The sequence below is a fragment of the Methylovirgula sp. 4M-Z18 genome (assembly GCF_037890675.1).
Taxonomy (GTDB): Bacteria; Pseudomonadota; Alphaproteobacteria; order Rhizobiales; family Beijerinckiaceae; genus 4M-Z18.
In genome coordinates this window covers 1250373-1264117 of sequence record NZ_CP149574.1, presented here as the reverse complement: position 1 = coordinate 1264117, position 13745 = coordinate 1250373, and the positions used below count along the sequence as shown (strand labels likewise).

Sequence of the window (13745 nt, the reverse complement as noted above, 5' to 3'; positions counted from 1 at the left end):
GACGAATCGAGGACTCGGCCCCACTCTATCGAGTGGGAATAAAATCGAATGAATCGTGGTGACGGGAGGCGGACCATGATCAAAGGCCCAAGCGTGCGGGTGTCACATCCCGATTATGTGCATGAGTGCCAGGAGGCGCTCGAAAACGAAGTGGTCGGCATATTTGCCGATGCCGAGAGCGTCGGATGGGACCGCGGCGCCATTGGTGAAGCCATTTCCATCCTCGCCTGGACTTATATGAGAAAAGGCGAGCTCACACAGGTGACGCAAGCCGACGTCGCCAGAGCCCTGGCCGCGCTGAAGCGGCCCCATTGACCGCAGGACATTTTGTTCGAGCGGACCATCGTCTTTATCGTCACACACATCCCGGGCGCCGAACAGAGCCTGTGGGGCCCGGACGATCGAACTCACCCTCCATGCGCGCCCGGGCCTCTGGCGACAGCGCGTCGCTCTTTGCGGCAACGACTCCGACGGAGTCGGAGGCGTTTTAACGGCCTGAGAAATAAAGATTTTCTTCCTTATCCCGCTTGATGAATGTGATGATTGTAAAATAACGTCTTGCTGTCCATTCAGTGGACTTCGCGCTTAGAGCCAGAATTCGGCCGTTTGGGGCGGTCGGAAAAGCATGGGACTGAAGCATGATCGCCAACCCTTTTGACGATAGGCCCGAACGATTTCGCTCGAAGGCGATCCTGACCTACACGTTTCTCATCGCGGCCAATATCGCGGCCTGGGCCTGGGCCTGGGTTGCGTTCTCCGACCACCCCGCCCTGCTCGGCACGGCGCTGCTCGCCTACACGTTCGGACTGAGGCACGCGTTCGACGCCGATCACATCGCGGCGATCGACAATGTCGTCCGCAAGCTGATGCAAGAGGGAAAGGCGCCCTATTCGGTCGGCTTCTTCTTTTCGCTCGGCCATTCCACGATCGTCGTGTTGGCCTCCGTCGCCATCGCCGCCACAGCTGCGGCACTTCAGGGCAAGTTTGAACAATTCCACGACATCGTTGGCATAATCGGGACCGCGGTCTCGGCGCTGTTCCTGCTCGCTATCGGCATCGCCAACCTGTTCATCCTGAAAGGCATCTGGCAGGCCTTTTCGCGCGCGCGGCGCGGCGAAAAAATCGTCGAGGAAGACCTCGACGCCCTTCTTGCCGGGCAAGGCTTTATGGTCCGGATCTTCCGGCCGATCTTCAGCGTTGTGTCACGCTCCTGGCACATGTACCCGGTCGGCTTCCTGTTCGGGCTTGGGTTTGACACGGCGACCGAGATCGGGCTGCTCGGCATTTCCGCGGCCCAAGCGGCCGTCGGCATGTCGTTCTGGACCATTCTCGTCTTTCCAGCCCTATTTACCGCCGGCATGTCCTTGATGGACACGACCGACAGCATATTGATGACGCGGGCCTATGGCTGGGCGTTCGTCAACCCGATGCGAAAGCTCTGGTACAATATGACGATTACCGCCGCGTCGGTCATTGTCGCTGTCTTTGTCGGCGGCATCGAGGCGCTCGGCCTCGTCAGCGAGAAATTGGGATTGCAAGGAGGCCTGTGGGACATCATCGGCAGTCTCAATGACAGCCTCACCAGCTTTGGTTATGCCGTTGTCGGTATCTTCGTCGCAAGCTGGCTCGTTTCGGCAGCGATCTACAAGATGAAGGGCTACGACAATATCTCCGCAACAGCCGCGCAATGAACCGCGCATGGTTTCGGCGCCGCTAAAGTTCGCTAGGCACCAACCAGGCGCAGCGATCCAACAAAGCCAATAATATCAGTAAATTATAGTGGTGGTGGGAGAGGAAGGACTCGAACCTTCGAAGGCCTAGCCAGCGGATTTACAGTCCGCCCCCTTTGCCGCTCGGGACACTCTCCCATCTGGCATCCCGAAGCGGGATCGACAGGTCGGGGGCGCTTATCTCTAAGCCTCGCGCCCGTGTCAACCCCTTCAAACTCTCCTACCCGTAAAATCCCCGATCTTAATCTCTTTTGTTTGCGAAATAGCGACGAACGTGGGAAGGCTGACGGCGAATCCCGAAGGAAAGGAAGCAGCTTGGCCAAGCGACCACCCCATCACCGCGAGAGGACCAATACGTCCGGTGGCGCGCCGCGGCGGCCTGACTCAGGGCGCAATGTCTCGCGCCCTGGGCAGAAAGTCGGCGGCAAGGACGGGCGCGGGCCCAAGCTACGGCCCACCGCCGGCCCGGACATCGCCCTGCTCTGGGGCTACCACCCGGTCCGCGAAGCCCTGCGCTCCGAACGGCGAAAGCTCGTCACGCTCTGGGCGACGGCCGCCGCGGCCGAGCGGCTTGCGCCGGAAATCGCGGCGCGCCACTTGCAGCCGCGCATTGTCAGCGCCGAGGAACTCGCCGCCCGCGTGCCCACCGATGCGGTTCACCAAGGATTGTTGCTGGAAGCACGCCATCTCGAGCCCATCGACATTTCGGAGGTGCCCGAAAAAGGCCTCGTGCTGGTACTGGACCAGGTGACCGACCCGCACAATGTCGGCGCGATCATCCGCACGGCCGCCGCCTTCAATGTCGATGCGCTCGTCACCACCGAGCGCCATTCGCCCGAACTCGCCGGCGTTTTGGCCAAGAGCGCCTCGGGCGGCCTCGAACATGTGGCGATCTGCGCCGTCACCAACCTCGCCCGTGCCCTGACCGAACTGCAGGATCAGGGCTATCAGGTGGTGGGACTTGATTCGGAGGGGCCAGCGCCGCTCGAACAGACCGTCCTGTCCCGGCCGCTGGCCCTGGTGCTTGGCGCGGAAGGCAAAGGCTTGCGCCATTTGACCCGCGAGCGCTGCGACGTGCTGGCACGGCTCGACGTGCCCGGCAAGATCAAGAGCCTGAACGTCTCCAACGCCTGCGCGGTCGCGCTCACCCTCACCTTGGCGCGGCTTGGCGAAATGTGAAGTTGCAGCGCTATTTCACACGTTCGATCAAGCCTTGCGCCGCAGCGGGATTCAGCACCTTGTGGCCGCTGATAACGTAAAGATAGACGTCGCGCGGCGCCGGCTTTGCAGCGGCGGCAAAGGTCTTGATGTCCTTCGGCGCCGATCCGGCTGCCCAAGCTTTCGCCCGCTCTGCCCATTGATCGAGGGCTTTCGCAGGATAGCCGTGCTTTTCCCCCTCTTTCGTACCCATGATGCGCGCATAGACGAAAGGCGCGCTGATATCGCCGATCTGCGGATATTCGGAATCTGCCGCGATCACGACACCGACGCTATATTTGCGGACAAGAGCAATGAAATCGCTGTTGCAGAAGCTTTCGTGCCGCACCTCGACCACGTGGCGCAAAGGCCGCTTGCCGAGCTTTTCAGGGAGCAGCTTGAGAAAATCCTCGAAATCCAACGGATCGAACTTCTTCGTCGCCATGAATTGCCAATTGATCGGCCCGAGCTTGGGCCCAAGCTCATTGAGGCCGCTGGCAAAGAAGCGCTCGATTGTCGCCCCCGCTTCGGCAAGCACGCGCCGATTGGTGGCAAAACGCGGCGCCTTGAGCGAAAATACGAAATCGTCGGGCGTCTCGGCCGCCCATTTGGCAAAGGTTTCGGGTTTCTGCGCGCCATAATACGTGCCGTTCACCTCGATCGAGGTCAGCTTGCCGGCCGCATATTCGAGTTCGCGCTTGATCGGCCATTTCGCCGGATAGAACGCGCCCCGCCAGGGCTCGTAGGTCCAGCCGCCGATTCCGACGTAGATCCTGCCTTGCTGCGCCATACGTCGCTCCCCGTTCACTGAATGCTCCCGTTCGAGGGCAAAAACCTCCGCGCCATCTCGGAACGGGGCAGCCTGGCTTGCGCCCCAAGTAAATAGACACGGTTTGTTCTCATTCGTCAATGCGCCCTCGCCCGCAAAGTCCCGGCCTGGGTAACGCTCCCCGGTGAAAATATCGCTTTGCAAGGGATGGTTGCAGCAGCGCGAGAGCATTTTGCGTTCTTTCAGAATCGCAAAATTGCTCTACATCTTTGTTTTATCGCATTTTCGCTACGCGGACCTGCGGTTCCTAACCGAAAAGTCGCGCAACTTTTCGGCAAAATGCTCTAATGCCTCCGCAGCGACGTCTGCCTGGGTGATCGGCATGAACAGGACAGAAGCGCGTCAATTCCAAATGGTGGAAGCAAGTTGGCGCGAACAATGCGCGGTCGTCTTCCTCCTGCTGTGGCAAATGTTCGGAATCTTTCCCGTCGGCCGGGCGGGCGTTCTGATCTATCCGCTGCTCAATCTTCTGGCGTTCGGACTATTGCTCTATTTCCTCGTGGGCCTGCTCGAGGGCGGTCTCTCGGTCTCGCGGCGAATCGTGCGCGCTCTCATTGTCGCGGCCACAGCGTTTTTCTTGGCTCTGATCTTCGTGCCGCAATTGGCCGGGACCTGGGCACGAATCGAGCACGGCAAGACGGCCCTGATCAGACCGATCGCCAGCATCTACCGCTTCGACGACACGCGGCCGCTGCTCCTCCTGTCGCGCGATTGCGGCGCCTTCTATCGCTGCGCGCTCATCGCCAACCCGAGCGATCAGGATCCGTGCGACCCGAATATGCTTGAAGGCGCAAAATTTGATCGTGAGATTGATTTCAGCGAGTTTACCTTGGCGAATATTATGCCGACCGCCGCAATCAGCACGCATTATTGTTCCGCGATCTATAAAAGCAAGTATATGCCTTGGCCCGGCTTTTTCCTTTGAGCGGCCGCTGATGCACGACCAAAGCATGATTTGCCACGCGTCGACTTCCCCATCGACGATCTGAGTTTTTCAAGTTATCTTGTTCACAAATAAACAAGTGCCTGGGGAGGTATGTGATGGCTGTTAGCGCTGGTGCAGTGATGCGACCGATGACCGGTGAAGAGCGGAAGGTGATTTTGGCCTCCTCGCTCGGAACGGTGTTTGAATGGTATGATTTCTACCTCGCCGGATCATTGGCCGCGAATATCAACGCCACTTTTTTCTCGGGCGTAAACCCGACATCAGGTTTCATCTTCACCCTCTTGAGCTTTGCGGCGGGCTTTGCCGTGCGTCCCTTCGGCGCGCTGTTCTTTGGCCGCTTGGGTGATTTGATCGGCCGTAAATATACATTTCTCATCACCATGCTGATCATGGGCCTTTCCACGTTCATCGTCGGTCTGTTGCCCGGTTATGCGGCAATCGGCTTATCGGCCCCCGTCGCCTTCATCAGCTGCCGCTTGTTGCAAGGTTTGGCGCTGGGTGGGGAATACGGCGGTGCGGCCACTTACGTCGCGGAACATGCTCCAGCAGACCGGCGCGGCTATTATACGTCCTGGATTCAAACCACTGCGACGTTCGGATTGTTCCTGTCCTTAATCGTCATCCTGTCGCTGCGGCTCAACATGAGCGCAGAGGAATTTGCCGGCAAACCCGGCGAATACTGGGGTGGCTGGCGTGTTCCTTTCCTGGTCTCGGCCATTTTGCTCGGAGTGTCCGTCTGGATTCGCCTGCAATTGAATGAGTCGCCTGCTTTCCTGAAAATGAAGCAAGAGGGCACAGGCTCCAAAGCCCCGCTCACCGAGGCTTTTGGCCGCTGGAGCAACGCCAAGGTCGCGCTCATCGCCTTGCTCGGCGGCACCGCGGGACAGGCGGTTGTTTGGTATGCTGGACAATTCTACGCCCTGTTTTTCCTGACCCAAACGCTCAAAGTCGACGGCACAACCGCAAACATCATGATCGCTTTGTCGTTGCTGGTGGGCACGCCGTTCTTCGTGTTTTTCGGCGGCCTATCGGATCGCATCGGCCGCAAGATCATCGTTCTAGGTGGCTGCGTTCTCGCCGCCTTGACCTATTTCACCATCTTCGGGCAGATCGCCACTTTGTCCAATCCAAAACTCATGGCAGCGCCCGATCTGGTGAAAGTGACCATCACCGCCGATCCGGCCACCTGTGGCAATGTGTTCGATCCGGTCAATGTGCGGGTTTTCACTGCGCCTTGTGACATCGCTCGCCGCACGCTCGCGACCGCCTCGATCAAATATGATCTGGCCGCTGGTGCAGCGGGTTCGGACACCAAAGTCACGGTGAATGATAAGGATGTGCCTGTGGACAAGGACTTCGCCAAGGCCGTGGTGGCTGCGGCGCAGGATGCGGGCTATCCCAAGGCCAACGATCCCGATATCGTGAAACTCAACAGCCTGTTTGACATTTTCACCAATGGCCGCGCCCTCGCCGTCACCGGGCTGCTGTTTATCCTGGTGATTTACGTCACCATGGTCTACGGCCCCATCGCCGCCTTGCTGGTGGAACTGTTCCCGACCCGCATTCGTTATTCCGGCATGTCTTTGCCCTATCATATCGGCAATGGCTGGTTTGGCGGCTTTCTGCCTCCTGTGGCTTTTGCGATTGTGGCTGCGACGGGTAATATTTTTGCCGGTCTTTGGTATCCAGTGATCGTGGCGGCGGCGACCTTTGTGATCGGCTTGATTTTCTTACCCGAAACCAAGGATCGCGACATCTACGCCCAAGACTGACGCGCGCAGGCCCCTCATCCAATTCCGCGATGAGGGGCCAATTTTCTCCTTGCCTCGGCCGGCATGTCTTGCTAGCTCAACGCCCATCAAGCCGATTTAGCTCAGTTGGTAGAGCAACTGATTTGTAATCAGTAGGTCGCGAGTTCGAGTCCCGCAATCGGCACCAATGATTTCAATGACTTACGCGAAAATTTCAAGTTCCGACGAACACTCCTTTCTTCCCGTGTAAGCAATATGTAAGCAGCCGGAACCCCATTCCCCTCGGCATTTCAGCGGCACGCCGCCCAAGGCCGGCCCTTGTCCTATTTAATTTTAGATTGAAAGAGGGAAGTATCGTCCGTAGCGCCCAGCCATTGATTTCAAACAGGTTTGTCGTCCAAGCCTATCGTCCGGTATCGCCCTTATCGTCCGAAGTGTCGTCCAACCCGATCAGGCTCAAATACGTCGTTTTGAAGCCAGCCGCCACAGATGCCCTTTTCGCGCAAAATGCTATGCGCAAAGCGCATGGGGAGCGAGGTGTCAGCTCCCAAGGGCGGCTCGGAGCCGAATTTCGCAAAAAGTGTCAACGGTGTCAGGACTAAAGACATCAGAATCACCTAGCGCGCTGGCGGACTGCCGACGCGGCACAACACACGGTCGGTCGGGGAAGGACCCACACGCCAAGCTGTCGCTGCACAAGGCCGCGCGGATCTTTTGGCTGGGCTTGGTCGCCCCTTGCTTTTGCGAGCCGCCCCATGGTCGCCTGACCTGCAGAGCGACGAGTACCAATTAAGATTCGCTGCCATGTACGTGCCTGGACGTGCTGCCCTCAAGCAGTCGGGGGCGCGAGGGAGTGAGAATAGGAACTGCGAGAACGTGCGCTTTCATGCCCATATGAGGAGACGACATTGCCAGCCCTTTGGCCCAAGCGAACCGATATCAACAATGACACGCCTCTTCGTTTGGATGTGGCGGCGAGCCTTGCATTCCCCGACGGCTCCATATCCCGCTACAGTCTCAGGCGCGAAGCGCAACGCGGAAATCTGACCGTTTGGCGCGTTGCGGGAAAGGACATGACATCGCTTGCTGAAATAGAGAAAATGAAGGAGCGGCGCCGCGTTCAGCCGAAACGATCACCGTCAACCCCCGAGGCAGGAAAACAGGTCGATTGTTCCGCCGCGGCTGCCGCCTTGAGACTACGGCTCAGACCGCCGGCCAAGAATAAATAGTGAGCCATCCTACGGCCTGAACAATGGGCGAACTGCCGCTGGCCCTGCATGTCAAAAAAGCCCCAAGGAAGGCCCCACGGACTGCTGAATTAGCCATAGTGTCAGGGCTAGAGCATCGTGCCGATATTATGGGGTATAGCCGCGGCCGCAGCTAACGCTGGAGCAGCGCAAAGCCCTCCAATTTAGAAGAGAGGAAAGTTGCAATGCTAGCCCAGGAGTGGAATGTCACGCCGTCCGGCATCGCCAGTCTGATGTATGACACGGCCGGGCACGTGCTGGCCGAGATCGACGGCACGTCCGGCACGACGGTCCGGGAATATGTGCGGCTGCCCAACGAACCGGCCGAATAGAGAAGAGCCAACATTCAAAGCGAAAAGGGGGAGCCGTTTCAATGCGATTTGACAATCCGGTGGACCAAGAGGAAGTTAAGTGCCTATGAGGCACTCTTGGAGCCGACGCAGATGGTGGGTGCCGAACGGACCGAGCACTACGAGCTCAATTGCCCGCCTGCCCGCGCGCACCTACGGTTTGGCGAGCCGGCGCACGGCAAAAAAGCCTCCGAGATCATGTCGTACCGTCACGATCGCGATTCCTTGATCGGGGCCGACCGGTAGTACTTCAGGAACATCTGGACCGTCTCTTCGATCACCTCGTCGTCCGGAACAGGGAGGCGGGGGCGACCAAGCATCCACGGCCATAAAGACAGATCGTTCAGCGCGCCCATGAACTGATGGGCCGCTAAGGTCGGGTTACGGCAGTTTAGGACACCCAAGGATGTCAGATGGGCGAGGAAGCGTACAAGTCGCTCCGTTTGAGGGTTCATAACGACTGCCAACTCTTCGGCAATCCAGGGAAATTGACGCGAGTCCGCAACAACCATGCGGAGGAATCCGAGATATTCTAGGCTCTTATGTAAATCCAAGATCACACGCGCGATGAGACGCAGAACCTCTTCAACGCCACCCTGAGTCTCGACTCCGGGTGGGAAAGCGCTCTCAAGCTGGCGTGACACCCGCAAAAGCATCTCCCGGAAAATCTCCTCCTTGTTTGCGAACTGATTATAGAGCGTGCGCCGTGCCACGCCTGCGGCTTCGGCCAGCTCATCCATGCTTACCGCACCGAAACCGCGTTCCAAGAACAGGCGCTGGGCCGCGTCCACTATGGCCTCTCGTGACCCGCTGCGCCGGGTGGTCGAGGCGATTTGGGTTGAACCGCTGTGAATTGCCATAAAAACTCCACTTGCACTCTCTAGTGCAATTAGTTATACTACAAAGTGTAATTCAGAGCAAGGAGCAATCGCCTCGCCGGTCGTTCTTCTGCCATAGGAGTGCCATTCTATGATTAAACGCAAGATTACAGCCATTGCCCTGCTCGCCTTAACCCTCGCAGGCTGTCATGAGGATCAACCTTCGCCGCCTGAAGCGCGACCGGTCCGTACAGTGACGATCGAACGGCGTGCCGAAGGCGAGACCGTCTCGCTGATCGGGCAGATTCGCGCAAAGGATCAAGTCAGCCTCGCCTTTCGCCTTGATGGTCGCATGATCGAGCGACCGGTGCATGTCGGCGATGTGCTGACAGTTGGTCAGATCGTCGCCAAGCTTGATCCCGAGAACCAGGAAAATGCGCTGCGTTCGGCGCAAGCGACTCTCACGTCGGCCAATGCGCAACTGACCCAAGCGCGGCTCAATTTTGCACGTGTGCAGCAGGGCGTGAAGGATGAATGGGCGTCCCATGCTCAATTCGAGGCAGCCCAAGAAAGCCTTGCCAGCACCCAGGCGCAAGTCGACTCAGCACAGGCACAGGAGAATAATGCACAGAATCAATTAGGTTATGCTGTTCTGTCGGCTGATGCTCCCGGTTCGGTGACGGCGGTTGGTGCCGAACCAGGCGAAGTCGTCCATGCCGGGCAAATGGTTGTTCAACTTGCGCGTCAAGGTGGACTCGATGCCGTGTTCGACGTCCCCGAAGAACTCATCCGGACCGGGCCGCGCGACCCAGCCGTCGAGATCGCGCTGACGCAGGACCCGCAAGTGAGAGCGACCGGTCGTGTGCGGGAAGTTGCGCCTGAGGCTGATGCGGCGACTCGGACATTCCAGATCAAGGTTGGCATCACTAACCCGCCAGAAACCCTGCGCTTGGGCGCAACCGTTACGGGCCGCATAAAATTATCCGCGCCTGCCGGCGTAGAAGTGCCGGCGAGTGCTCTTACCGAGGCCAATGGACACCCGGCAGTCTGGGTGGTCGATCCGAAAAGCCAGACAGTGTCTCTACGTAATGTGGTGGTTCTACGTTACGATCCGGCTTCCCTCGTCATTTCGCAGGGGCTGGAAAATGGTGAATTTGTCGTCACAGCTGGCATTCAGACTTTGTTCCCTGGCCAAAAGGTTCGCCTGTTGGGAGACAACCAATGACGAACTTCAACCTCTCCGATTGGGCAATCCGGCATCGCTCCCTCGTCACCTATTTCATGCTGATCATTGCGATCGCGGGCATCGGATCTTATTTCCGGCTCGGACGGAGCGAGGACCCGGACTTCACCATTAAGACGATGGTTGTACAGGTCGAATGGCCGGGAGCAACGGTCAGCGATATGCTGGAGCAGATCACAGATCGTGTGGAGCGCAAGCTTCAGGAAACGCCCAGCCTTGATTATGTGAAGAGTTATACGTCTCCAGGCAAGGCCACCATTTTTGTCAACTTGAAGGACTCGACGCCCTCGGCTCAGGTCCCGGACATCTGGTATCAGGTGCGCAAGAAGGTTGGCGATATCCGCGGCACACTGCCGAGTGGGATCATCGGCCCAGGCTTCAATGACGAGTTCGGCGATACCTATGGCATCGTCTATGGCTTCACTGCAGACGGATTCACCCACCGCGAGTTGAAAGACTATGTGGAAGACGTCCGCAAGCGGCTGCTGCAATTGCCAAATATTTCGAAAATCGATGTTCTCGGGGCCCAGGACGAACGCATCTATGTAGAATTCTCGGCCGAGCAATTGGCGGGCTTAGGCATTCAGCGCTCGGCGCTGCTGGCTGCTTTGCAGGCCCAAAACTCGGTGACGCCCGCTGGTGTGGTGCAAACGGACGACGAGAAGATTCTCGTGCGTGTGTCTGGCGCGTTCCGCTCCGAGCAGGACATTCTCAGCGTTAATTTTGTCGCGAATGGTCGCATCATTCGCCTAGGTGACATCGCCCATGTGACGCGCGGCCCCGCTGACCCCGCTCAACCGATGTTCCGCGTCAACGGACACGACGCGATTGGGCTGGCGATTGCCATGAGTAAGGGCGGCGACATCTTGGCTCTCGGCCACAGTGTTGCAAAGACCATGACGGATATTACCGCAAATCTCCCCGTCGGGATCGAGCCCACGCTCATTGCCAATCAACCCGTGACGGTCGCAAATGCGGTGGCCGATTTCATGGAGGCTCTTTGGGAGGCGGTTGCCATCGTTCTTTGCGTGAGTTTGGTCAGCCTTGGCCTGCGCGCGGGCGCCGTAGTCGCCTTGTCAATTCCCCTCGTTCTTGCGGCGGTTTTCGTCGTGATGAGTTTGGTTGGCATTGATCTTCAGCGCATCTCGCTCGGCGCGCTTATCATCGCTCTCGGCCTTTTAGTCGATGATGCCATGATCACCGTCGAGACCATGGTTACAAGGCTGGAGCAAGGTGATGACAAAGAGCATGCCGCGACCTTTGCCTATACATCCACAGCTTTTCCGATGCTTACCGGCACGCTCGTTACGGTTACAGGCTTCGTGCCCATCGGTTTCGCGCGCAGCGGCGCAGGCGAGTACACATTTTCGATTTTCGCTGTGGTGGCCATCGCCTTGCTCGCGTCTTGGATCGTTGCAGTCATCTTTGCGCCATTGCTGGGCACTTGGATTCTTAAGAAGCCCAAAGTGACGCACTCCGAAGAACCAGGCCCGATCATGCGCAGGTTCCGCGCCTTGCTGGTCCTCGCTATGCGTGCGCGTTGGATGACGCTGCTCATCACGCTCAGCCTCTTTGGCACGGCCCTCTATGGCATGCGCCTCGTTCCGCAACAGTTTTTCCCGCCATCTGACCGGCCCGAATTGCTCGTGGATTTGCAGCTTCCGGAAAATGCGTCGATCTATGCAACCCGCAATCTTTCGACCCACTTCGACAAGATTTTGACGGGCGACAAAGACATCGACCATTGGAGCACGAATATCGGCCAGGGGTCCGTCCGGTTCTACCTACCACTCAATGTTCAATTGCCAAACGACTCATTCGCCCAGGCGGTGATCGTCACCAAGGGGCTTGAGCAGCGCGAGCGCGTAAAAGCCAAGCTGGAAAAGGCGCTGGCGGAGCAGTTCCCCAATGTCGTAGGGCGTGTCTATCCGCTTGAACTTGGACCGCCCGTCGGATGGCCGATCCAATATCGGGTGGAGGGACCACAAGCGGACGAAGTGCGTACGATCGCGTTCAAGGTGGCACAGTTGGTCGGGTCCAACCCCAACGCGAAAAATGTTAACTACAACTGGATGGATCCGGCGCGGACCGTCAGAATCCGGGTGGACCAGGATCAAGTTCGCCTTCTAGGACTAAGCTCGCAGGATCTAGCCCAAGCGCTCAACACTGTCATGTCTGGCACGACTGCCACCCAAGTGCGTAGCGGCATCTATCTTGTTGATGTGTTGGCGCGGGCTTCGGCGGAGCAGCGTATGTCGCTAACGACTATTCGGACGCTTCAAGTGCCGCTGCCGAACGGGCGGACTATTCCTTTGAGTCAAATTGCCTCGGTCGATTACGGCCAGGAATATCCCATCGTTTGGCAGCGTGACCGGCGCCCCACCGTCACCGTGCAGGCGGATCTCATGCCGGGGATTCAGGCTGCGACCGTAGTGCAGGATTTGGAACCGAAGATCGCGCAGCTGAGCGCCAGCCTGCCGAGTGGCTATCATATCGACGTTGGCGGGAGCGTTGAGGAAAGCAACAAGGCGCAGACGTCGGTCATCGTCGTTATGCCGCTGATGTTCATGCTCATGCTCACGGTATTGATGCTTCAACTCCAGGGGTTCAATCGCCTGTTCCTAGTGCTCAGCGTGGCTCCTCTCGGGATCATTGGGGTGGTTGCGGCGCTTCTATTGTCCGACAAACCATTAGGGTTCGTGGCGCTGCTTGGCGTGCTGGCACTCACAGGCATGATCGCACGTAATTCGGTGATCCTGATCGATCAAATCGAAAAGGAGAAAGCCCATGGGCGCCATCCATGGGACGCAGTGGTTGAAGCGACAACCCGTCGGTTCCGCCCGATCTTGCTGACGGCAGCTGCGGCCATTCTCGGGATGATCCCGATCGCTCCGACTATTTTTTGGGGACCGATGGCTTATGCGATCATGGGCGGCCTCGCAGCTGCGACGCTTCTGACCCTCGTCTTCCTTCCGGCGCTCTACATAACCTGGTTCCGGATCAAGCGACCTGATCCACAGGTGCGCGCCGAAGGGCTTCAGCAAGTCAATGCGGATTTTTCGCAAGGACACTCGGTGGAAGCGACATGAATATCGATCCAGCCCTTTTGAGTCCGGTCTCGGCGCTCGTCGGTGCTCTCATCGGCGGTGGCACCTCGCTCATCGCCGCCATCTACACGCAACGCAGCCAAGACCGTCTTCAGCGGGTTGCTGGTGAGGTGGCGAAAAGAGAGGCGGTGTACGCCGATTTCGTATTCCATGCGTCGAATTTGCTTTTGCGCGCCTACACACGTGACGGGATCGAGTTGACGGGCGATGAGCAACATTTGATCGGGCTCATTAACCGAATGCGGTTCTTTGCTTCGCCCAATGTTGTTGCCACGGCAGAGGCGGTTGTCAGGATCATTGTCGAGATTTCTTTGAAACCTAGCATCGAGCTTCGGCAACTCGCGAAAGAGTCATTGTCTCAAAGGCTCGATCCCGACCCACTTTTAGAATTCAGCCTCGTCGGCAGAGCGGACTTGGACAACGTGCGTCGAACTGTGATGTGAGTCGAGCGCGCTTGGCTCGAAGCCGACGCGCATTCAAGCCGCATATCTCGGAAAGTGCGATAGGGAATCCAGCGACAATTCACG

At 58.2% G+C, this 13745-nt stretch carries 11 protein-coding genes and 2 tRNA genes; 10 read left to right on the top strand and 3 right to left on the bottom strand.

The window, feature by feature from the left end:
- Window positions 1-75: 75 nt before the first annotated feature.
- Complete coding sequence (locus tag V9T28_RS05720; protein ID WP_116402325.1) at window positions 76-315, top strand: hypothetical protein; 240 nt, start codon at window positions 76-78, stop codon at window positions 313-315.
- 323 nt (window positions 316-638) lie between these two features.
- Entirely contained in the window at window positions 639-1691 is a 1053-nt protein-coding gene (locus V9T28_RS05715) for a HoxN/HupN/NixA family nickel/cobalt transporter (protein ID WP_116402323.1), read from the top strand.
- A gap of 92 nt (window positions 1692-1783) precedes the next feature.
- Here the strand turns inward: V9T28_RS05715 and V9T28_RS05710 are convergent.
- A tRNA-Tyr gene (locus V9T28_RS05710) sits at window positions 1784-1868 on the bottom strand.
- Between the two features lie 177 nt (window positions 1869-2045).
- On the opposite strand from V9T28_RS05710, the gene V9T28_RS05705 reads away from it, so the two are divergent.
- Window positions 2046-2909, top strand: coding sequence for a TrmH family RNA methyltransferase (locus V9T28_RS05705; RefSeq protein ID WP_116402322.1), 864 nt, complete (start codon window positions 2046-2048; stop codon window positions 2907-2909).
- Window positions 2910-2919: 10 nt separating this feature from the next.
- Here V9T28_RS05705 and V9T28_RS05700 read toward each other — a convergent pair whose 3' ends face one another.
- Entirely contained in the window at window positions 2920-3717 is a 798-nt protein-coding gene (locus V9T28_RS05700) for a DUF72 domain-containing protein (protein WP_116402320.1), read from the bottom strand.
- 361 nt (window positions 3718-4078) lie between these two features.
- Between V9T28_RS05700 and V9T28_RS05695 the strand changes: the two genes are divergently transcribed.
- The 4 genes from V9T28_RS05695 (at window position 4079) to V9T28_RS05680 (ending at window position 8032) form a co-directional block, all read left to right on the top strand.
- Window positions 4079-4681, top strand: a complete 603-nt coding sequence (locus V9T28_RS05695; protein WP_147306499.1) for a hypothetical protein — start codon at window positions 4079-4081, stop codon at window positions 4679-4681.
- Window positions 4682-4797: 116 nt separating this feature from the next.
- Entirely contained in the window at window positions 4798-6474 is a 1677-nt protein-coding gene (locus V9T28_RS05690; RefSeq protein WP_245424207.1) for an MFS transporter, read from the top strand.
- 90 nt (window positions 6475-6564) lie between these two features.
- Window positions 6565-6640, top strand: a tRNA-Thr gene (locus tag V9T28_RS05685).
- Window positions 6641-7885: 1245 nt separating this feature from the next.
- On the top strand, window positions 7886-8032 hold the full coding sequence (locus V9T28_RS05680) for a hypothetical protein (RefSeq protein WP_158554881.1): 147 nt from the start codon (window positions 7886-7888) through the stop codon (window positions 8030-8032).
- A gap of 227 nt (window positions 8033-8259) precedes the next feature.
- On the opposite strand, the gene V9T28_RS05675 is transcribed toward V9T28_RS05680, so the two are convergent.
- Window positions 8260-8910, bottom strand: coding sequence for a TetR/AcrR family transcriptional regulator (locus tag V9T28_RS05675; protein ID WP_116402315.1), 651 nt, complete (start codon window positions 8908-8910; stop codon window positions 8260-8262).
- Between the two features lie 109 nt (window positions 8911-9019).
- On the opposite strand from V9T28_RS05675, the gene V9T28_RS05670 reads away from it, so the two are divergent.
- The 3 genes from V9T28_RS05670 to V9T28_RS05660 are packed head-to-tail and all read left to right on the top strand — an operon-like array spanning window position 9020 to window position 13661.
- On the top strand, window positions 9020-10093 hold the full coding sequence (locus tag V9T28_RS05670; RefSeq protein WP_339071830.1) for an efflux RND transporter periplasmic adaptor subunit: 1074 nt from the start codon (window positions 9020-9022) through the stop codon (window positions 10091-10093).
- Window positions 10090-13200: an efflux RND transporter permease subunit gene (locus tag V9T28_RS05665; RefSeq protein ID WP_339071829.1), complete on the top strand. Its 3111-nt coding sequence runs from the start codon at window positions 10090-10092 to the stop codon at window positions 13198-13200. Before V9T28_RS05670 ends, V9T28_RS05665 begins: the two co-directional genes overlap by 4 nt.
- Window positions 13197-13661, top strand: a complete 465-nt coding sequence (locus tag V9T28_RS05660) for a hypothetical protein (RefSeq protein WP_116401945.1) — start codon at window positions 13197-13199, stop codon at window positions 13659-13661. The genes V9T28_RS05665 and V9T28_RS05660 overlap by 4 nt, the downstream gene beginning before the upstream one ends.
- Window positions 13662-13745: the final 84 nt, after the last annotated feature.